Origin of the sequence: Abyssisolibacter fermentans (assembly GCF_001559865.1) — a bacterium.
Lineage (GTDB): Bacteria > Bacillota > Clostridia > Tissierellales > MCWD3 > Abyssisolibacter > Abyssisolibacter fermentans.
On the sequence record NZ_LOHE01000112.1, the window covers coordinates 39,619 to 60,226 of the forward strand.

Consider the following 20,608-nt stretch of genomic DNA (forward strand, 5'->3'; position numbering starts at 1 on the left):
GGAGGTAAGCAATTTGACAGAGGTTTTATCACAAAGTGAAATTGATGCCCTGCTAAATGCGTTAGATTCTGGAGAAGTTGATGCACATGAATTTAGGGAAGATAGTGAAGGTAAAAAAGTTAAACCATATGATTTTCGAAATCCTCAAAAAATGTCTAAGGATCAATTAAGGACATTAGAAATCATACATGAGAATTTTGGTAGACTACTTCAAACGTTCTTTTCTGGATATCTAAGGACAGCAGTAAAAATCACAGTATTGACTGTTGACCAATATGGATATAGTGAATTCAGTAATGCTATTTCTAATCCAGCTTTTTTAACAGTGTTTAAGATTGATCCGCTTCCAGGAGAATGTATAATGGATATTTCATCTAAGATAGCATTTGCGATTATAGATAGGCTTTTAGGTGGAGATGGAGAAAATGAATTTGTTAGTAGGCCTTTTACAGAAATAGAGAGAATTTTATTAAAAAAAGTTATTAAAAAAGTTCTAAAATTATTTCAACAGGCTTGGGAAAATATATATTTATTTGAGCCAGAAGTACAAAAAATTGAGACAAATCCTCAATTTGCTCAGATTGTTTCTCCAAATGAAACCATTGCGCTTGTTACCATGAATGTTACTATAGGAGAAATGGAGGGAATGATTAATCTGTGTATTCCGCATTTAGTTATTGAATCAATAATGGAAAAACTCACCACTAAGTCGTGGTTTTCATCTAGGAGTACAAATCAGCAGAAATATGGAAATGAAATAATGAAAAAAAGATTAAAACACACAAAAGTACCTGTTATAGCAAACTTTTCATCTACTATGGTAACAGTAGGTGATATTCTTAACATACAAGTAGGAGATGTAATAAAGTTAGATAATTATAATGGTGAAGATATAAAGATAAATATTGGTAACAGCCTAAAATTTATAGGCTCACCAGGAAGTATTAATAATAAAATGGCAGTAAAAATTACCAATGTTAAGAAGGATGGTGATGAAGCTGATGACGAGTGATATGTTATCTCAAGAAGAAATAGATGCGTTATTAAATGGGAACATTGATAATGCAATAAACGATGAAATAGATGATTTACCAATTAATGATATTGAAGAGGAAAATCTAAATTTAAGCCATATGGAAATAGATGCTTTAGGTGAAATAGGAAATATAAGTATGGGCACTGCGGCTACTACGCTGTTTACATTGTTAGGACAAAAAGTTCTAATAACAACACCTAAAGTAGAAGTAACTACTGTAGAGAAAATGGCAGCTATTTATCCCAAGCCTTATGTAGCAGTAGATGTAAAATATAAAGTAGGACTTGTAGGTTCAAATATGCTAGTTTTAAAAGAAGATGATGTTAAAATAATTGCAAACCTAATGATGGGTGGAGATGGAAAGTTTGATACAAGTGCAAAAATACTTGATGAAATGGATTTAAGCGCGATTAGTGAAGCTATGAATCAGATGGTAGGTTCTTCAAGTACCTCTTTATCAGAAATGTTTCTAAAAAAAATAGATATAGCACCACCAAAAGCACATAGTTTACTATTTGAAAATGATGATATTTTAAATGAAGTAGCAGGTGTTGGTTTAGAAAAAGATATTGTTAAAATATCTTTTAGAATGGTTATAGGCGATCTTATTGATAGTGAAATTATGCAGTTATTACCTATTAGTTTTGCGAAGAGCATGGTTAGTAATTTATTATCAGTAGGTGAAAATAATATTGATGATATTCAGGTTGAAAAAAATGAGCAAGTTTTACAAGATAAATTAGGAATTGATACTAGTTCCAGTATAAGTTATAATAATACAAGTAGTACTTTTAATAATGAAGATGATGTATACCAAAAAACAATTAATAATATCAATCATACTCCTGTAAATGTTAGTAAAGTAACTTTTGATTCATTTGAAAATGAAACAACAAATAAATATAATGAGGGTATTAATATGATTGAAAATATTCCAATAGAAATAACTGTAGAATTGGGTAGAACAACTAGAAAAATAAGTGAAATTCTTGAATTTGGTTCAGGAACGATAATTGAGCTTGATAAGCTAGTTGGAGAACCATTGGAAATACTTGCAAATGGAAAGTATATTGCTAAGGGTGAAGTTGTTGTTATTGATGATAACTTTGGTATACGTGTGACAGATATAGTTACCCCTTCAAAAAGAGTTGGTAAAAATTAAAGGAGGAATTACATATGGGAAAGAGAATTTTGATTGTTGATGATGCAGCTTTTATGAGAATGATGATAAAAGATATTCTAACCAAAAACGATTTTGAAGTTGTAGGTGAAGCTGAAAATGGAGCAAAAGCTATAGAAAAATATGTTGAACTAAAACCAGATTTGATTATAATGGATATTACGATGCCAGAAGTAGATGGTATACAAGCTGTTAAAGAAATAAAAAAGGTCAATAACGATGCCAAAATTGTAATGTGTTCAGCTATGGGTCAACAAGCTATGGTTATCGAAGCTATACAAGCTGGAGCTAAAGATTTCATAGTAAAACCATTCCAAGCTGATAGAGTTATAGAAGCTGTAAAAAAAGTTTTAGGTTAGACAAATGAAAAGAAAAGTACTTGTAATTTCATTTCTAACGATCATCTCCGTTAATTCTATTGTTTACGGAGATGGTATTTTAACTGATGACAGCACTATGGTTATGAAATCCGTTACTATCTTGATTTCTTTTATTTTCGTGTTGTTATTAGCATTTTTAACAACTAAATTCATTGGAAATAGGACAAGTATGATTGGAAGAGGTCAAAATATAACGATAATTGAACAAAAGAATGTAGATAAAAATAATAAAATAATCATTGCTAAAATTTTAGAAAAATATTATGTTATCTTAGCTTCAAACAACTCGATGACTGTTATTGAAACAATAGAAGATAATAACAGTCTTGTTGCTAAATTTAATAATAAGAATAAAAAATATCAGTTTAATAAAATTCTAAAAGATGTCGTCAATAAAAAATTAATAAAAGAAAGAAATAATGTTATTAAAGAGGATAAACAATGAAGAAAAGGACATTAATTATATTTTTAACCATTACATTATTATTATTATTAAATTCCATAGCATTTGGTGAATCTGAAATTTCTGCTTTAGGAAAGAGAATAGTAATATCAGATACCAATGATACAAGTGGATATGTTACTGGCATAAAAATAATGATTCTTTTAACAATATTATCATTTGCACCTGCTATTCTTTTGACGATGACTTGTTTTACTAGAATTATTATAGTACTTCATTTTATTAGAACTGCGTTAGGAACGCAACAGACACCACCTAATAAGGTTTTAATAGGATTAGCACTATTTCTAACTTTTTTTATTATGTCACCAGTAATTACAGACATAAACGATAATGCTGTTAAACCCTATATGGATAATGAAATAACTGAGGATGAGGCTATGGAAAAAGCAATAGATCCTATTAGGGATTATATGCTTAATTATACTCGGGATAAAGATTTGGCATTATTTATTGATATTGCTAATATTGAAACTGTAAACAATATAGATGATATTCCTATAAGAGCTTTAATACCTGCTTATATTATTAGTGAGCTAAAGACAGCTTTTCAAATAGGCTTTCTTATATTTATACCTTTTTTAGTAATAGATATGGTTGTTGCAAGTACACTGATGTCTATGGGTATGATGATGTTACCTCCAGTAATGATATCATTGCCTTTTAAAATACTGTTATTCGTTATGGTTGATGGTTGGAATATTATAATAAAATCTTTGATATTAGGATTTAAATAGATGGAGATGATATAAGTGGATCAGGGAGAAATTATTAAATTAGCTCAACAAGCAATGGGTACTATTTTAACTATATCAGCACCTATGTTAGTACTTGCTTTATTAGTAGGATTGTTAGTTAGTATTTTTCAGGCTACAACTCAGATTCAAGAAGCTACTCTAGCATTTGTTCCTAAAATTGTTGCTGTATTGTTGGCATTTATTTTATTTGGACCATGGATGTTAAATCGAATGATAGAGTTTACAGAAAATATATTTACTAATATTAATTTATATATACATTAGTGGAGAAAGCTATGGATTCAATATTAGACTTTATACTTAACAATTACATAGTATTTTTAATAATCTTTATAAGAATATCTGGAATATTTGTTATATCACCAGTTTTATCAAGAACAGACATACCAATGCAGGCTAAAGTAGCGTTATGTTTTTTTATTTCTATTATTGTAGTATATACAGTAGATATTAACTATCAAGTTGATATAACAATAGCGAGATTAATATACGTCATCTTTAAAGAATTACTTGTTGGCATAACAATAGGATTTATTAGTTACTTATTTTTTATATCTGTGTATATAGCTGGTCAAATTATAGACATGCAAATAGGTTTTGGGATGATGAATGTATTTGATCCTCAGAGTAACTCACAAGTTCCTATAACAGGTAGTATGTACCATATTTTTGCTTTGCTAGTGTTTTTGATGATTAATGGTCATCATTGGTTAATAAAAGCTATAATTCATTCTTATGAAGTTGTTCCAATTGGCAGTTTTATTATCAATGATGAAATTATTAAACTAATTTTAAGAACTTTTTCGCAGTCTTTTCTAATTGGTTTTAAAATAAGTACACCTGTGGTAGCAACTATTTTTTTAACTAATGTTTTATTGGGTATATTTGCCAAAACAATTCCTCAGATGAATGTATTTGTTGTAGGTATGCCTTTAAAAATTATTATTGGTTTAGGTACATTATTAATTATGTTTCCAGTATTTTTCACTGTTTTACAGAATATTTTTGGTAATATGAACTCAGTAATCTTCGAACTATTTAAGTTAGTGGGTAAAGGATGATAATTAATGGAAAAAGTACTTAATCTGAATTTGCAATTATTTGCATCAGAAGAAAAAACAGAAAAACCCACACCTAAAAAATTAAGTGATGCTAGGAAAAAAGGTCAGGTTTTTAAGAGTCGAGAATTAAATTCTGTAGTTATTTTAGCAGTGTTATTTGTAACATTAAATATGTGTAGTAAGAGTATAGGAGATATATTGCAAAGATTTTCAAAATTAATCTTTGAAGATTATATATTAGAAAAAAATGCTTTAGCTGTTGACGATATAAGAAAGCTATTTCTTATGGTTATTATGGTAATTGGTAGAACTGTTGGACCATTATTAGCTGTAGCTTTTATCATGGGTTTAATTGTTAATTATTTGCAAGTTGGTTTTCTTTTTACTTTTGAACCTTTAAAACCTAAATTAAGTAGGATTAATCCACTAGAAGGTTTCAAAAGGATACTTTCCGTAAAAAGTATTGTTGAACTTATAAAAGCAAATGTGAAGATTTTTTTAGTAGGCTATGTCGTTTTTAAGTATGTAAAGGGTGAAATAGTCAATTTATATAAAATATGCGATATGAGTATCAATAATATAATTAATTATATAGGAAGTATTACGTTTGGTTTAGCAATAAGAGCTGTAGGAGTTTTATTAATACTAGCTGTATTAGACTATATATATCAAAAATGGGATTATCACAAGAATTTAAAAATGACCAAGCAAGAAATTAAAGAAGAAAACAAGCAAATGGAAGGAAATCCTCAAATTAAGTCTAAGATAAAGGAAAAACAGCGACAAATTGCAATGAGAAGAATGATGCAAGATGTGCCAAAAGCAGATGTTATAATTACAAATCCAACTCATTTTGCTATTGCTATAAAATATGATAAAACAATGTATGATGCTCCATATGTATTAGCTAAAGGTAAAGATTTAGTTGCACAAAAAATTAAAGAAGTAGCTGGAGATAATTCAATACCATTAGTAGAAAATAGACCATTAGCTAGAAGTTTATATAAATCGGTTGAAATTGGACAAATTATACCGGAAGATCTATATCATGCAGTAGCAGAAGTATTAGCTTATGTATATAGTTTGAAACAACAATAGGAGTGATATTATGAAGTTTGGAGATATATTTGTTGCTATTGCAATAATTGCTATAATAATTGCTATAATTATACCAATACCTAAATGGTCATTAGATATAATGTTAGCTTTTAATATTTCGTTATCATTATTAATCTTGCTTATAGCAATGTATACAGAAGAAGCTTTAAGTTTCTCAATTTTTCCATCAATACTTTTAATTACAACATTACTTCGGCTATCACTAAATATTTCTACAACTAGATATATTCTATTAGAAGGTGATGCTGGTTCAGTAATAAAGGCTTTTGGTGATTTTGTAATACAGGGTAATCCAGTAGTCGGATTTATTATCTTTTTAATTATTGTTATAGTACAGTTTTTGGTTATAACAAAGGGATCAGAAAGGGTAGCAGAAGTAGCAGCTAGATTTACACTAGATGCTATGCCAGGAAAACAAATGGCAATTGATGCTGATCTAAACTCTGGTTTAATAAATGAACGTGAAGCTAGAGAAAGAAGAGTAAAAATCCAAAGAGAATCTGATTTTTATGGAGCAATGGATGGTGCTACTAAGTTTGTTAAAGGAGATGCTATTGCAGGTATCATTATAACTATATTAAATATATGTGCTGGGTTTGCAATAGGAAAGTTATCTGGCGGCTTAAGTTTGGGTGAGGCATTACAAAAATATACTCTTTTAACAGTAGGTGATGGTTTAGTAAGTCAGATACCAGCTTTATTAATATCTACAGCAACTGGTATAGTAGTTACTAGAGCCGCATCTGATTCAAACTTGGGACAAGATATAATAGGACAATTATTTGGTGCAGAACCAAAGGTAATGTTTATTATTGCTGGAGTACTAATATTTTTAGGTGTATTGGGGCTTCCAACACTTCCACTTTTCTTATTAGCAAGTGTTTTTATTTTTCTTGGATATAAGGGAATAAAGAAAAAAGATAAAGAAAAAGTTAATATAGAAGCTGAGGTTGAAGAAGAAGTAGTTGAAGAGATTAGAAAACCAGAAAATGTTATGGGACTATTAAAGGTAGAGGATATTGAATTGGAATTTGGTTATGCTATTATTCCATTAGCTGATGTAAACCAAGGTGGAGATTTATTAGATAGAGTAGTTATGATAAGAAGGCAAATAGCTTTAGAATTAGGGCTTGTAGTACCTATAGTAAGGCTAAGAGATAATATACAGTTAAATCCAAATGAATATGTAATCAAAATAAAAGGAGTAGAAGTTTCTAAAAATGAATTATATTTTGATCACTATTTAGCTATGGACCCAGGTACAGCTTCAGGAAACATTGAAGGAATTGATACCGTAGAACCTGCATTTGGACTTAAAGCTAAATGGGTATCTGAAAATGAAAGAGAAAAGGCTGAAATTTTTGGATATACAGTTGTAGATCCTCCTTCAGTCATAGCAACACATTTAACAGAAATAATAAAAAGAAATGCTCATGAATTAATTGGTAGGCAAGATGTACAAATATTAATTGATAATGTAAAAGAAGAACATCCTGCTTTAATTGATGAGTTAGTACCAAAAATGTTGTCAATCGGTGAAATACAAAAGGTATTAGCAAATTTATTAAAAGAACAAATTTCTATAAGAGATATGGTAACCATATTAGAGACTCTTGCTGATTATGCACCAATTACAAGAGACCCAGATATGTTGACTGAATATGTTAGGCAAAAACTAGCTAGATATATAACAAATAAATATGTAGAAAATCAAGTATTAAAAGTAATAACTGTAAATAGTGAGCTTGAAGGTGTTATTATGCAGTCAATAACACAAAGCGAAGCAGGAACATATTTATCACTAGACCCTAATACTACGCAGGCTTTAATTAATAGTGTTGCAGCTAATATACAAAAACTAACTTCATTAGGACAGATGCCAATTATTTTAACTGCACCTATAGTTAGATTATATCTAAAAAGGCTTACAGAGCAAATATCAAATGATTTTGTAGTATTATCTTATAATGAAATAAATTCAAATGTTGAGGTGCAATCTCTAGGGATGGTGAGTATTTAGATGAAAATAAAAAGATATATAGGAAATACTACACAGGAAGCTATGCGTAAGGTAAAATCAGATTTAGGTTCTGATGCCGTAATATTACATAAAAGAAAAATCAAAAGAAGAGGATTTTTTAATTTATTCAAGAAATCCTTAATAGAAATAGTTGTTGCAATAGATGAGAATGAAGATTTAGAAAAGAAAATTATTTCAAATAAGAATAATAAAACAAGATTTGAACAAGTATATAAACCTATTCAGGAAAACAAAAATGATAAGTACCAAATGAATAGTGAAATTAGAGATTTAAGAAATTCTATAGATGATATGATGAAATATATAACCAAAGATGAAAGAAAAAGTTCTTTGCCAGAACCATTGCAAACATATCATAATTCTATGATTGAAAAAGGTGTAAATGAAAAAGTAGCATATAATATTCTTAGAGATGTTAATTCAAGAATTAATATACAAAGCAAAAATGAAGAAGCTATTAGGAAGGTCGTAGAATGTGAACTAAAAGAGTATTTAGGAAAGCCAAAACCAATAGAGTTAAATGACAATACTAAGACCATATTTTTTGTAGGTCCAACAGGAGTAGGCAAAACAACAACTATTGCAAAAATAGCTGCCCAATATGCATTCCAACACAAAAAAGATGTAGGAATAATCAGTGCTGATACATATAGAATAGCAGCAGTTGAACAAATAAAAACTTATTGTGAAATAATGAAATTACCTCTTAAAATAATTTATCAACAAGAGGATATTTACGAATCATTAGCAGCTTATAAGTATAAGGATGTGATATTCGTAGATACTGCTGGAAGAAGTCATAAGGACATCAAACAATTAAATGAAGTAATGAATATAATTGAGGAAGTTAATAACAAAGAAATATTTTTAGTTATAAGCTCTACAACTGACTTTTCTACAATTAGATCTATAATTACAACATATAAGAAGTTTGGTGATTATAAAATTATTTTTACTAAATTAGATGAATCTGAAAATCCTGGTGTAATATTGAACACCAAATATTGGACTAAAAATCCCTTGTCATATATTACAACTGGACAAAATGTACCTGAGGATATTCAGATTGCAGATGTAACTACTCTTATTAATACCATGATAGGAGGGCAACCATGATAGATCAGGCAGATAAATTGAGGAAGTTAGTATCAAGTGTTAATAAGGATGATGATTTCAAAAAGAAGCAGAGGAATATCTACTCAAAATCTACAAGAGTAATTGCTGTTACGAGTGGTAAGGGTGGTGTAGGAAAAACAACTTTTTGTATTAACTTAGCATTATCTATGATTAATCTGGGTTATAAAGTTTTGATTATGGATGCTGATATTGGTTTTGCAAATGTTGATGTAAATTTAGGCATAGTACCAAAACATACTATAGCAGATATTATTTATGGAAATAAAACTATAGATGAAATTTTGATCGATGGACCTAATCAATTAAAAATCGTGGCTGGTGGTTCAGGAATATTTGAACTAATGAATCTTGATATGGAGACATTAAACAAGTTAACTTATCAGGTATTATCTTTAGAGAACTATGTAGATTATATTATTATTGACACAGGAGCAGGGCTATCAGAAGTCAGTCTAAGATTTTTGAAATCAGCACAAGAAATTATAATGTTAACTACTCCAGAACCGCCAGCTATAACAGATTGTTATGCTTTAATTAAAACACTATCCAGACAAGATGTTAAAGAATTTAATATCGTTATCAATAGAGTTCAAGATAAAAGAGAAGGATATATTGTTTATAAAAAATTAGAGACTGTTATTAAAAAGTTTTTAAAAGTAAAAGTAAATAATTATGGATATATAAATGACAGTAAATTTGTTTCTAAATCAATAATGCAGCAAAAACCATTTATTATTAATTATCCCAAAACGAACATTTCAAAGAATATAAATAATATTGCTTTGAATGTTATAAACAATTCTTTTTATCAAGAAGAAAAAAGTGGTTTTTCGGAGTTTATGTCTAGATTTAGAAATTTTATATCAAAAGGAGGATATTAAATTTTGCCAAGAGATGAATTCAAAATTGGTCAAAAGATTACAATACAGAAAGATTATAGAAATGACGAAGAGTTTAAAAGTCAAATTGTTGATATTTTCGATGATGATTTTTATAAGATACTTAGACCAATTAGTAAAAGTAAATTAGTACCATTGTATGATGGGAGTTATTTAACAATAAAATACTACGTGCCTAATAAAGGAAGATATTCCTTTAAAGCAAAAATAGTAAAACAACTAGATAATAAATATGAAATAATTGTTAAAAACATAGGTGAATTTCAAAAAATTCAAGAAAGAAATCATTTTAGACTACCAATAGAATTAGAGATAATAAAAAAATTCGAAAAACAAACTGAGGACATAGACATAAAAGAAAATTGTATAACTAAAGATATAAGTGGTACTGGCGCTAGAATACTATGTAATTATAAGCATAAAATAAATGATATTATAAAATGCAATTTTTCTTTAGATGATAGTATTGAACTAGATGCAAAAATTGTAAGAATAAATAGGATAGATTCTAGAACATATAAATATTCTCTTGGAATTGAATTTATAAAACTTGATAAAAGAGTAAAAGAAATTTTAGTTAAATATATCTTTAAACAACAAAGAGAAATGAGAAAAAAAGGAATGATATAATATAATGAGTACAAGAATTCTTATAGTAGATGATTCAGCATTTATGCGTAGAGTTATAAAAGATATATTGATGCAAGACAAGGATTTAGAAGTTATAGGCCATGCAAGAAATGGTAAAGATGCATTAGAAAAATTAGCTGATTTAAAACCTGACGTGATTACTTTAGATGTAGAGATGCCAATAATGGATGGTATTGAAACATTGAAACAAATAATTAATCTATATCCTAATATACCTGTAGTTATGTTAAGTGGCTTAACAAAATTAGGTGCCGATATGACTATGAAAGCTTTGGAAATAGGTGCTGTGGATTTTATTGAAAAGCCAAAGAGTATATTTAATATGGATGCAGATGATAAAAAAGAAGAAATAATACAAAAGGTGAAGGTTGCTTCAAAAGTAAAGTTAAATGTTCAAAAAAAGATTGTGAAAATTTTAAATACCCCCAAAAAACATATAAAATTAGATGGTAATTATAATCAAAACTCAACGGTTAGTAATCTAGTTTCAATAGGAACTTCTACAGGGGGACCAAGAGCATTACAATCAATAATACCTAATATACCACAAGATATAAATGCAAGTATTGTTGTTGTTCAACATATGCCACGGGAATTCACAAAATCTTTAGCGGATAGATTAAATTCCATGTCACAAATAAACGTTAAAGAGGCTGAAGACGGCGAAATTTTGAAAAAAGGTTATTGCTATATCGCACCTGGAGATTATCATATGACAGTGATTGAAAAAAGTGGTGGCAAATTACATATAAAACTAAACCATGAAGAAAAAGTATCAGGTCATAGACCATCAGTTGATGTTATGATGGATTCAGTATCAAAGATTAGTGGTTATAAAAAATTAGGTATAATTTTAACAGGTATGGGTGGAGATGGTGCAAAGGGAATAAAAAAAATTAGAGAAAACAAAGGATTTACTATTGCACAGGATGAAGAGAGTTGCGTAGTATTTGGAATGCCAAAAGTTGCTATTAATAAAGGTGCAATAGATAAGGTGTTACCTTTGGATAAAATAGTCTATGAAATAATAACTAACGTGGAGGTGTAAAAATGGAGATGAATCAATATTTAGATATTTTCATTGAAGAGTCAAAAGAACATTTACAAAGTCTAAATACAAATTTACTAGACTTAGAAAAAGAAAATAGCAATATGGCTATAATAAATGAAATCTTTAGGACAGCTCATACATTAAAAGGAATGTCTGCAACAATGGGCTATTCTAAAATGGCAAATTTAACTCATGAGATGGAAAATCTATTACAAGAAATACGTAATAATAATATAGCAATAAATTCAGATATTATGGATGTACTTTTTGAATGTCTTGATTCGCTAGAAGAATATGTTGGCGAAATAGCCTCTACTGGTGATGAAGGAGAATTAAGTAGTAGTGAATTAGTAAATAAATTAAATGAAATAATAAATAATGATTATAAAGATAGTAAAGAAGAAGTAGCAACAGCTACGGTTTCAAAGAAAAATACAGATGATATAAGTATTGATTTAGATGAATATACACTGAGAGCATTACAAAAAGCTAACGACAAAGGATTAAAGTCTTTTGTACTAAAAGTTAGGTTAAATAAAGGTTGTATGCTCAAAGCAGCAAGAGCATTTATTATATTTAAAACTTTAGAAACACATTCAGAGATACTTAAAGCAGAACCTTCAGTAGAAGATATAGAAGATGAAAAATTTGAAGATTCATTTACTTTAACTATAGTTAGTAAATATGACGAAGAGAAAATTAAAAAAGAAATTTTATTAATTTCAGAAGTTGAAGAAGTTAATATTCATACTATAAATATTGAGAGCGATTTAGAAGATATAAACTCAAACATAAAGAAAGAAAAATTAGAGCAACAAGGAAACACAGAAAATTCTATAAAAGAAAACGAAGATAAGAATAAAAAGAACAAGGTACAAATACAAGAGCAGCTAAAGAAAAATGTCTCTAAGAATAAAAAAACCACTAATATCGTTGGTAAAACAGTAAGAGTTGATATTGATAGATTGGACAACCTTATGAATCTGGTAAGTGAACTTATAATTATAAAAACAAGAATGGAAGATATAGGTGATTCTAATAATAATCAAAATATGAACGAAGCCATAGAATATCTTGAAAGAATAACAACTAATCTGCATGATGCTGTTATGAAAGTTAGAATGGTACCTATTGAGAGAGTATTTAACAGATTCCCAAGAATGGTAAGAGATTTATCAAAAGATTTAAATAAAACTATTAAATTAATAATGTCGGGTGAAGAAACAGAAGTAGATAGAACTGTTATTGATGAAATCGGAGATCCATTAATTCACCTTATAAGGAATGCAATAGATCACGGCATAGAAAAGCCAAATATTAGAACAAAAAATGGTAAACCAGATTTTGGAACAATTAATTTAAGATCTTATCCAGATGGAAATAATGTTGTAATAGAAGTGCAGGATGATGGTGATGGAATTGACAATGAAAAAGTTAAGCAAAAAGCTATTAGTAGAGGAATCTTAAATGAAACAACTGCAGCAACATTATCAGATGATGAAATATGTGAATATATTTTCAAACCAGGTTTTAGCACTTCTGAAACTGTAACAGATGTTTCAGGACGTGGAGTAGGTTTAGATGTAGTTAAATCGAAGATTGAATCTATTGGTGGTATTGTTGAAATTGATAGCACAAGAGGAGAAGGTAGCAAATTTACAATTAGAATACCATTAAGTTTAGCAATAATACAAGCATTAATGATTAAACTTAAGGATGAGATTTATGCAATACCATTAAGCTCTATAAAAGAAATAAGCCCAATATCAAGTAGTAATATACAAAAAATACACGATCAAGAAGTTATCTTATTTAGAGGTAAAACACTTCCATTGATAAGGCTTAGAAATATCTTAGGATTAGAAGAGAAAAATGACTCAGAAGAATTAATAACTGTTATAGTTAAAAAAGGTGACAAAGAAGCGGGACTTATTGTAGATGATTTAATTGGCCAACAAGAAATTGTTATCAAATCATTAGGTAAATATTTATCTGGAATAAAATATATGACTGGAGCTACAATTTTAGGCAATGGTAATATTTCATTGATTCTAGATATAAATTCTATTTTCTAAGGGGTGATGTTAGTGAGTAATCAATATGTAGTGTTTAAAATAGGAGAACAAAACTATGCAATTGATATTTTTAAAGTTAAAATTATTGAAAGAATATCAGATTTTACTAGAGTTCCAAATGCACCCAATTACATCAAAGGAATAATAAATCTAAGAGGAGATGTTGTTCCTGTAATGGATTTAAGAGTTAGATTTGGTATGGAATCTAAAATAGATAAAGAAAATTCAAGAATAATCATTATTAAATATGAAGAATTAGTAGTAGGATTAATAGTAGATTCATCGTCAGAAGTAATAAACCTAGATCTGAATGAAATTGATAATCCACCAAATGTTGGAGATTTCAAGCAATATGATTACATAAATGGAATAGGCAAGAAAGATGAAAGAATGATAATGATATTAGATGTAAAAAAAGTGCTAGAATTACAATAAAGAGAGGTAAGGTATGAATCTAGATATAACTAATTTAAATTCTATGCTAATAGATGTTTTTAAAGAAATAGGGAATATTGGATCTGGCAATGCTGCAACAGCTTTAGCATCAATGATTAATAAGAAAATAGATATGAAAGTTCCAACTGTAAATATTTTAGAATTTAAAAATGTTGATGAAATATTAGGTGGAGCAGAAAGATTAGTAGTTGGTGTTTATTTTGAAATGAGTGGAGATATAGTTGGTAATCTTTTATTAGTATTTGGGCTTGATTCAGCAAAAAACCTTGTAGATATGTTATTTAACAGAGAATCACAATATAGAGAACTGGATAGTATGGATCTTTCAGCGTTAAGTGAAGTTGGTAATATATTAGCAGCTTCTTATGTTAATTCATTAAATATGATGACCAATTTCGAAATAAAGATTTCAGTACCGTCAATCAGCATAGATATGGCAGCAGCTATTTTAAGTGTACCAGCTGTACAATTTAGCCAAATAGGTGACAATGTACTTTTTATAGAAACAGAATTCTTCGAAGACAACAGAAGCGTTTCGGGTGATTTATTTTTGATTCCTGAAATTGAATCATATAAAAAAGTATTAAAGAAATTAGGAGTAAGTTAGTATGAAAATTGTTAAGGTTGGAATGGCAGATTTAAATGTTGTTAAAGCGCCTGATGTGCTAACTACTTTAGGCTTAGGATCTTGTATAGGAATAGCATTATATGATAGAAAAATTAAAATTGCTGGTTTAGTACACATAATGTTGCCTAATAGTAAAGAAATAAAGAAAAATAGTAACAAAGCTAAATTTGCTGATACAGGAATTGAGGTTTTAATCGAAGAAATGGAAAAATTAGGTGCTAATAAAAGAAATATAGTTGCAAAAATTGCTGGTGGAGCTCAAATGTTTAATTTTAATACACAGAATAGTATATTAAGAATAGGACAAAGAAATGCTGAAGCCTCTAGGTTATATCTGAAAAAATTAAATATTCCTATATTAGCTGATGATACAGGTGGTAATTTTGGAAGAACAATTGAATTAAGAGCTGAAGATGGTACGTTAAAAGTTAAAACCATTGGTCATGGTGTAAAAGAAATATAATGCCTTTTTGGGGGTAAGAGCCATGTTGAAGGAAGAACTATGGGAAAAATATAAAATAAACAGCAATGATTTTGAAATAAAAAAATTATTAATAGAAGAATACATATATTTAGTAAAGATAATAGCAGGAAGACTCTTCTCTTATTATGGTGGAAGTACTGAATATGATGATTTAGTGAGTTTTGGTATATTTGGTCTTATAGATGCTATAGATAAATTTGATTATGATAGAGATATCAAATTTGAATCCTATGCTAAAATAAGAATCAAAGGGTCAATAATTGACAATTTGAGAAAGACTGATTGGATACCACGTTCTGTGCGAAAAAAAGCTAAAGAAATTGAAGAAGCAAGCTCTAAGCTTGTAAATGAGCTTAATAGAGAACCTACAATAGAAGAAATTGAACAATGTACAGGTATTGATAAAAATGAAATACATAAAACACTAGGTGATATAGCTACTTTTAATATAGTTTCTTTAGATGAAATTGCATGTACATTAGGCGAATACAATTTTAATGATAAGAAAAATCGAACTCCTGAAATGTCTTTTATAGGAAACGAAATAAAGGAAATAATAATTGAAAAAATCGAAGCACTTCCAGAAAAAGAAAAAATGGTTATTTCTTTATATTATTATGATGAACTTACATATAAAGAAATAGGCAAGGTTATGGGATTGACAGAATCTAGGATATCTCAAATTCATAGTAAAGCTATATTAATGCTAAAAAATATATTAAAAAAAGAAGGCATAATTTAGTTTTCTATAATAAATATGGTGGTGAGTAGATGAAAAAGGATATTATAATAGAAGGCAAAAGTTTAGAAGAAACAACACAAGATAAAAGAGTATTAGAGTCAGAAACTGAAAGACAAACAAACGTAAAAACTTCTAATTTTACTGATAAATTTGATGTAAAATATTTAAAAGAAGGAGTTTGTTTAAGAATTCTAAAATACTATGCTGATGATTTATTTATGATTAATGATATCATTAATTATTTAGATACAAAAAAAGTTACAGGTTATGATTTAGAAAGAATAAAGAAAATTGTAAAAAGAAAAGATACCGAATTAATGCCTATTGCACCTTATCAAAATGAAAATTTAATTGATTCTAAGCTGAATATTTATATAACAAATGATATAATGGAAGCTTATGCGACATTATTACCTGCCTATGGAGGAAGAAAACTCACATTGGAAGGTGCATTGAATCAGATAAGAGAAAAAAAAATATCATATGGAATTCTAGAAAACGTAGTAAAAAATATTATAGAACAAGAAAAGTATGATATAAAGACACTAATAGCTAAAGGTATGAAACCGGTTAACGCTAAAAAAGGATACTTAACTAATTATTTTGAGCAGAAAAAAGATTTAAGCCCCGAGTTATTAGAAGATGGAACAGTTGATTACAGAAACCTTCATATTGTACAAAATGTAAAAGAAGGACAACTGTTATGTGAGCTTACAGAGCCTATCCTAGGAGAAGATGGTATAAATGTTTTAGGTGCAAAAGTAGCGCATAAACCTGCAAAGGAAGTATATATAAAACATGGTAAAAACGTTGCTTTATCAGATGATGCTAAAAAACTTTATGCTGATAAAAATGGTCAAATTAAAATTATAGATGGGAAAATAAATGTATTAGATATTTATGAAGTAGATGGAAATGTGGATAATAAGACGGGTAATATCGAATTTAATGGTTCTGTATTAATTAAAGGAAACGTAAAATCAGGGTTTGAAATAAATGCATATGGAGATATTATCGTTGAAGGGGTTGTAGAAGGAGCTAGAATCAACAGCCAAAGTAATATAACCTTGAAAAGAGGTATACAAGGTGGGAAAAAAGCATATTTAACAGCTAACGGAGATATTGCATCAAAATATATTGAAAGTTGTAAGATATTTTGCAAAGGTAATGTTGTTGCTCATGCAATAATGCATAGTGAAATAGCTTGTGAAGGTAATATATATGTAAATCAAAACAAAGGACTAATTGTTGGTGGTTATGTCAAAGCTAAACAAGAAATTCATGCTAAAACGATTGGTTCAGAAATGGAAACTAGAACATTAATTGAAGTAGGTGTAGATCCAAAGGTTAAAGAAAGATATAATGACGTTATCACTCAACTAAATACTATGAGAAAAAATATAGAAAAGCTAGATAAAAATATTAATTTATTAAATAGATTATTAAAGGCTGGTAGAATGGATAGTAATAAAAAGGAACTTTTGATTCGTTCATTAAAAACTAGAAAAGCTTTAAGTGTTGAATATGGTAAATTAAATATTGAGAAAGATAGTTTAGTTTCACAAATGAGCGAATTATCTAAAGGTGCTGTATTTGTAAACAGGGTAATGCATCCAGGTGTAAAGATTACTATTGGTAATGATGTTATGTTTGTAAAACAAGAGTATGCGAGATGTAAAATATACAATAAAGATAATGAAATCGCTATAGGTAGTTTAAATTAGAAAAGAGGGATAAATATGCCAATTAGACCGATTGATATGCAAAACATGTTGCCTAGAGCACAGCAATTATCTGAGATGAATCAAAACAGACTTAACAGAAGTAGAAATATGTTAAACTTACAAGTTAATGAACAAAACAATCAAATTGAGAAAACTATGAATAAAGTCAACAATACTGAAGATGCTTACAAAGCATCAATCAATAAAGATGGAAGTAATAAAAAGAATAATCAAAAAGATAAAGAAAAAGCTAATAAAGAGAAACAAACTAAAGATAGTGAAAGTAGTAAACTAATAAATAATATTGGCAACCATATAGATATAAAAATATAATATGAGGTGTATGATGTATATTTATATTGTTTCTGGTGGAATAATATGTTTTATAATAGGTTTAGTTATACTTATTATAAATAGTGGTGGAGAAAAAGAAGAACTAGAAAATTTCAATGATTTTGTTACAATGAATGATAAAGAAACAACAGATAATAATACTATAGTCTTAAATGAAATAGTGGGGCAGTTAAATCAGATTATAGAAATGAACAATCTTAATGATAATATAGATACAAAAGAAGTAGAAGAAGATATAGTTGAAGATATAGATACAATAAAAAATAACATTGATTATAAAGAAGTAGAAAAACAACAATTTACTGAAAATAGCAGAACACAATTAACTGAAGCAGAAGAAATTGCTAAATACTACCTTGATGGAATGAGCGTTGTACACATAGCAAAAAAAATGAATAAAGGCATTAGGGAAATAGAAATCATTCTAAAATTGAAAAATTTATATTAAACCAGATTATTAATATATCAAATATTCATTAATAAAACTCATTCTAAATGACAATATAGCTTTACTGATTAACTTTTGCAGAATGTTATTAAAAGTTATATAATAATCTTGGTATTAATATTTTTACAAATTTAATTTTTAAGCAATATTATAATAAATTTAGATAAATTTTTATTGCTAAATAAAATTAAGTATGATATACTACTATAGGTGAAAACACACACTTGGTGACTTTTAGAGTGTGCCAACAGGTTCTCTAAGAGAATGAAGCAGGTGGAGGAAAAACAATGAGGAGGTGTTGAAGATGGCAGTAATATCAATGAAAAGTCTATTAGAAGCTGGAGTACATTTTGGTCATCAAACAAGAAGATGGAATCCAAAGATGGCAGATTATATTTTTACAGCTAGAAATGGCATTTATATTATTGATCTTCAAAAAACAACCAAAAAGGTTGAACAAGCGTATAATTTTGTAAAAGAAGTAGTTGAAAACAATGGAAAGGTTCTATTTGTTGGTACTAAAAAACAAGCACAAGAAGCTATCCAAAATGAAGCTAACAGATGTGGCATGTATTTTGTAAGCCAAAGATGGTTAGGTGGAATGTTAACTAACTATAAGACAATCAATAAAAGAATTGACCGTCTTAAAAAATTAAGAGCTATGGAAGAAGAAGGTACATTTGATGTTTTACCTAAAAAGGAAGTTATAAAGCTTAGACATGAAGCTGAAAGACTTGAAAAATTCTTAGGTGGAATTAAAGATATGAACGGTCTTCCAGATGTATTATTTGTGGTTGATCCTAGAAAAGAAAAAATAGCTATCAGAGAAGCTAGGATACTTGGCATACCAGTTGTTGCAATAGTGGATACTAACTGTGATCCAGATGAAGTAGATTTCGTTATTCCAGGTAATGATGATGCTATTAGAGCTGTCAAATTGTTAACTAAAACAATAGCTAATGCTGTTTTAGAAGGAAAACAAGGAGAGCAAATAGAAGAAGTAGAAGCTGAAAAAGAAATACCAGCAAAATAATTATTGAGATATTAGTAAGGGTTATAAGGGAACAAGTATCCCTTATACTCTTACTTTTTTACAATCTATAGAAAAATGTGTATATTTTCGGAAATTTTAGTTCAGAACTATTACTAATAGATAAATCAATCTTAAAACCCGGATATTATTTAAAATTTTGCTAATAATCAGGGTTATATTTTGATATTTTTAGGAGGCGAATAAAAATGAAGATTAGTGCAGCTATGGTAAAAGAGCTTAGAGAACAAACAGCAGCTGGAATGCTTGATTGTAAAAAAGCATTAGTTGAAGCTGAAGGAGATATGGAAAAAGCAGTTGAGGTATTAAGAAAGAAAGGTCTTTCTAAAGCAGCAAAAAAAGCTGGTAGAATTGCAGCTGAAGGTGTTGTTATGTCATACATACATGGCGGTAGAATTGGAGTTTTAATAGAGGTTAACAGTGAAACAGACTTTGTTGCTAAAGGTGATGAATTCAAACAATTTGCTAGAGATATGGCAATGCAAGTAGCAGCAGCAAATCCAAAATATGTTACAAGAGAAGAAGTTCCACAAGAAGTAATTGAAAAAGAAAAAGAAATATTAAAAGAACAAGCTTTAAATGAAGGAAAGCCTGAACATATAGTAGATAAAATGGTAGTTGGAAGACTAGAAAAATTCTATAAAGAAAATTGTTTATTAGAGCAACCGTTTATTAAAGATCCGGATGCTACTGTTAATGATTTATTAGTTGCGAAAATAGCAAAATTAGGCGAAAACTTAAAAATTAGAAGATTTGTTAGATTTGAAGTTGGAGAAGGCTTAGAGAAAAAAGAAGAAAATTTTGCTGAAGAAGTAGCAAAACAAATTAATGGTTAATAATTAACGGATAAAAAATTAAATGGAGAACACA

The 20,608-nt window shown here is 28.6% G+C and carries 23 protein-coding genes; all 23 read left to right on the forward strand.

Annotated features, from left to right (window positions below; translation table 11 throughout):
• Positions 1-13: 13 nt before the first annotated feature.
• The 23 genes from fliM to tsf all read left to right on the forward strand — a co-directional run bounded on the left by fliM (position 14) and on the right by tsf (position 20,574).
• Positions 14-1,012, forward strand: a complete 999-nt coding sequence (gene fliM / locus AYC61_RS19820) for a flagellar motor switch protein FliM (RefSeq protein WP_066507338.1) — start codon at positions 14-16, stop codon at positions 1,010-1,012.
• Positions 993-2,198: a flagellar motor switch phosphatase FliY gene (gene fliY, locus AYC61_RS19825; protein ID WP_275935272.1), complete on the forward strand. Its 1,206-nt coding sequence runs from the start codon at positions 993-995 to the stop codon at positions 2,196-2,198. The genes fliM and fliY overlap by 20 nt, the downstream gene beginning before the upstream one ends.
• Before the next feature lie 14 nt (positions 2,199-2,212).
• Entirely contained in the window at positions 2,213-2,575 is a 363-nt protein-coding gene (locus AYC61_RS19830; RefSeq protein ID WP_066507345.1) for a response regulator, read from the forward strand.
• A 4-nt stretch (positions 2,576-2,579) separates the two neighbouring features.
• Positions 2,580-3,041, forward strand: coding sequence for a flagellar biosynthetic protein FliO (locus tag AYC61_RS19835; RefSeq protein ID WP_066507347.1), 462 nt, complete (start codon positions 2,580-2,582; stop codon positions 3,039-3,041).
• Positions 3,038-3,796, forward strand: coding sequence for a flagellar type III secretion system pore protein FliP (gene fliP, locus AYC61_RS19840; protein WP_066507350.1), 759 nt, complete (start codon positions 3,038-3,040; stop codon positions 3,794-3,796). The genes AYC61_RS19835 and fliP overlap by 4 nt, the downstream gene beginning before the upstream one ends.
• A gap of 15 nt (positions 3,797-3,811) precedes the next feature.
• Positions 3,812-4,081 carry a flagellar biosynthesis protein FliQ gene (gene fliQ, locus AYC61_RS19845; RefSeq protein WP_082760088.1) on the forward strand — a complete coding sequence of 90 codons (270 nt, stop codon included), beginning with the start codon at positions 3,812-3,814 and terminating at the stop codon, positions 4,079-4,081.
• A gap of 11 nt (positions 4,082-4,092) precedes the next feature.
• Positions 4,093-4,878: a flagellar biosynthetic protein FliR gene (gene fliR, locus AYC61_RS19850; protein WP_066507352.1), complete on the forward strand. Its 786-nt coding sequence runs from the start codon at positions 4,093-4,095 to the stop codon at positions 4,876-4,878.
• Positions 4,879-4,884: 6 nt separating this feature from the next.
• Positions 4,885-5,976 (forward strand): flagellar biosynthesis protein FlhB, encoded by a 1,092-nt coding sequence (gene flhB, locus AYC61_RS19855; RefSeq protein WP_066507355.1) that lies wholly within the window; start codon positions 4,885-4,887, stop codon positions 5,974-5,976.
• Positions 5,977-5,986: 10 nt separating this feature from the next.
• Positions 5,987-8,017: a flagellar biosynthesis protein FlhA gene (flhA, locus tag AYC61_RS19860; protein WP_066507357.1), complete on the forward strand. Its 2,031-nt coding sequence runs from the start codon at positions 5,987-5,989 to the stop codon at positions 8,015-8,017.
• The gene (gene flhF, locus AYC61_RS19865) at positions 8,018-9,154 is read left to right on the forward strand and encodes a flagellar biosynthesis GTPase FlhF (RefSeq protein ID WP_066507359.1); all 1,137 of its coding nucleotides are present in this window, start codon (positions 8,018-8,020) and stop codon (positions 9,152-9,154) included.
• Positions 9,151-10,056 (forward strand): MinD/ParA family protein, encoded by a 906-nt coding sequence (locus tag AYC61_RS19870; RefSeq protein ID WP_066507361.1) that lies wholly within the window; start codon positions 9,151-9,153, stop codon positions 10,054-10,056. Before flhF ends, AYC61_RS19870 begins: the two co-directional genes overlap by 4 nt.
• Before the next feature lie 3 nt (positions 10,057-10,059).
• The gene (locus AYC61_RS19875; RefSeq protein WP_066507365.1) at positions 10,060-10,704 is read left to right on the forward strand and encodes a flagellar brake protein; all 645 of its coding nucleotides are present in this window, start codon (positions 10,060-10,062) and stop codon (positions 10,702-10,704) included.
• Positions 10,705-10,708: 4 nt separating this feature from the next.
• Complete coding sequence (locus AYC61_RS19880) at positions 10,709-11,773, forward strand: protein-glutamate methylesterase/protein-glutamine glutaminase (protein ID WP_066507367.1); 1,065 nt, start codon at positions 10,709-10,711, stop codon at positions 11,771-11,773.
• A 2-nt stretch (positions 11,774-11,775) separates the two neighbouring features.
• A complete protein-coding gene (locus AYC61_RS19885) occupies positions 11,776-13,851 on the forward strand; it encodes a chemotaxis protein CheA (protein ID WP_066507369.1) in 2,076 nt (691 codons plus the stop codon).
• Between the two features lie 12 nt (positions 13,852-13,863).
• Positions 13,864-14,286 carry a chemotaxis protein CheW gene (locus AYC61_RS19890; protein ID WP_338026076.1) on the forward strand — a complete coding sequence of 141 codons (423 nt, stop codon included), beginning with the start codon at positions 13,864-13,866 and terminating at the stop codon, positions 14,284-14,286.
• A 13-nt stretch (positions 14,287-14,299) separates the two neighbouring features.
• Positions 14,300-14,914, forward strand: a complete 615-nt coding sequence (locus AYC61_RS19895) for a chemotaxis protein CheC (RefSeq protein WP_066507374.1) — start codon at positions 14,300-14,302, stop codon at positions 14,912-14,914.
• Position 14,915: 1 nt separating this feature from the next.
• Positions 14,916-15,398, forward strand: coding sequence for a chemotaxis protein CheD (locus tag AYC61_RS19900; RefSeq protein ID WP_066507375.1), 483 nt, complete (start codon positions 14,916-14,918; stop codon positions 15,396-15,398).
• A 22-nt stretch (positions 15,399-15,420) separates the two neighbouring features.
• Complete coding sequence (locus AYC61_RS19905; RefSeq protein ID WP_066507378.1) at positions 15,421-16,161, forward strand: sigma-70 family RNA polymerase sigma factor; 741 nt, start codon at positions 15,421-15,423, stop codon at positions 16,159-16,161.
• Positions 16,162-16,190: 29 nt separating this feature from the next.
• A complete protein-coding gene (locus tag AYC61_RS19910; RefSeq protein ID WP_066507381.1) occupies positions 16,191-17,885 on the forward strand; it encodes a DUF342 domain-containing protein in 1,695 nt (564 codons plus the stop codon).
• 15 nt (positions 17,886-17,900) lie between these two features.
• Positions 17,901-18,218 carry a hypothetical protein gene (locus tag AYC61_RS19915; protein ID WP_066507384.1) on the forward strand — a complete coding sequence of 106 codons (318 nt, stop codon included), beginning with the start codon at positions 17,901-17,903 and terminating at the stop codon, positions 18,216-18,218.
• Positions 18,219-18,231: 13 nt separating this feature from the next.
• Positions 18,232-18,687 (forward strand): hypothetical protein, encoded by a 456-nt coding sequence (locus tag AYC61_RS19920; RefSeq protein ID WP_066507394.1) that lies wholly within the window; start codon positions 18,232-18,234, stop codon positions 18,685-18,687.
• 304 nt (positions 18,688-18,991) lie between these two features.
• Positions 18,992-19,720 carry a 30S ribosomal protein S2 gene (rpsB, locus tag AYC61_RS19925; RefSeq protein ID WP_066507397.1) on the forward strand — a complete coding sequence of 243 codons (729 nt, stop codon included), beginning with the start codon at positions 18,992-18,994 and terminating at the stop codon, positions 19,718-19,720.
• Positions 19,721-19,926: 206 nt separating this feature from the next.
• Positions 19,927-20,574 (forward strand): translation elongation factor Ts, encoded by a 648-nt coding sequence (tsf, locus tag AYC61_RS19930; protein ID WP_066507400.1) that lies wholly within the window; start codon positions 19,927-19,929, stop codon positions 20,572-20,574.
• Positions 20,575-20,608 lie beyond the last annotated feature (34 nt).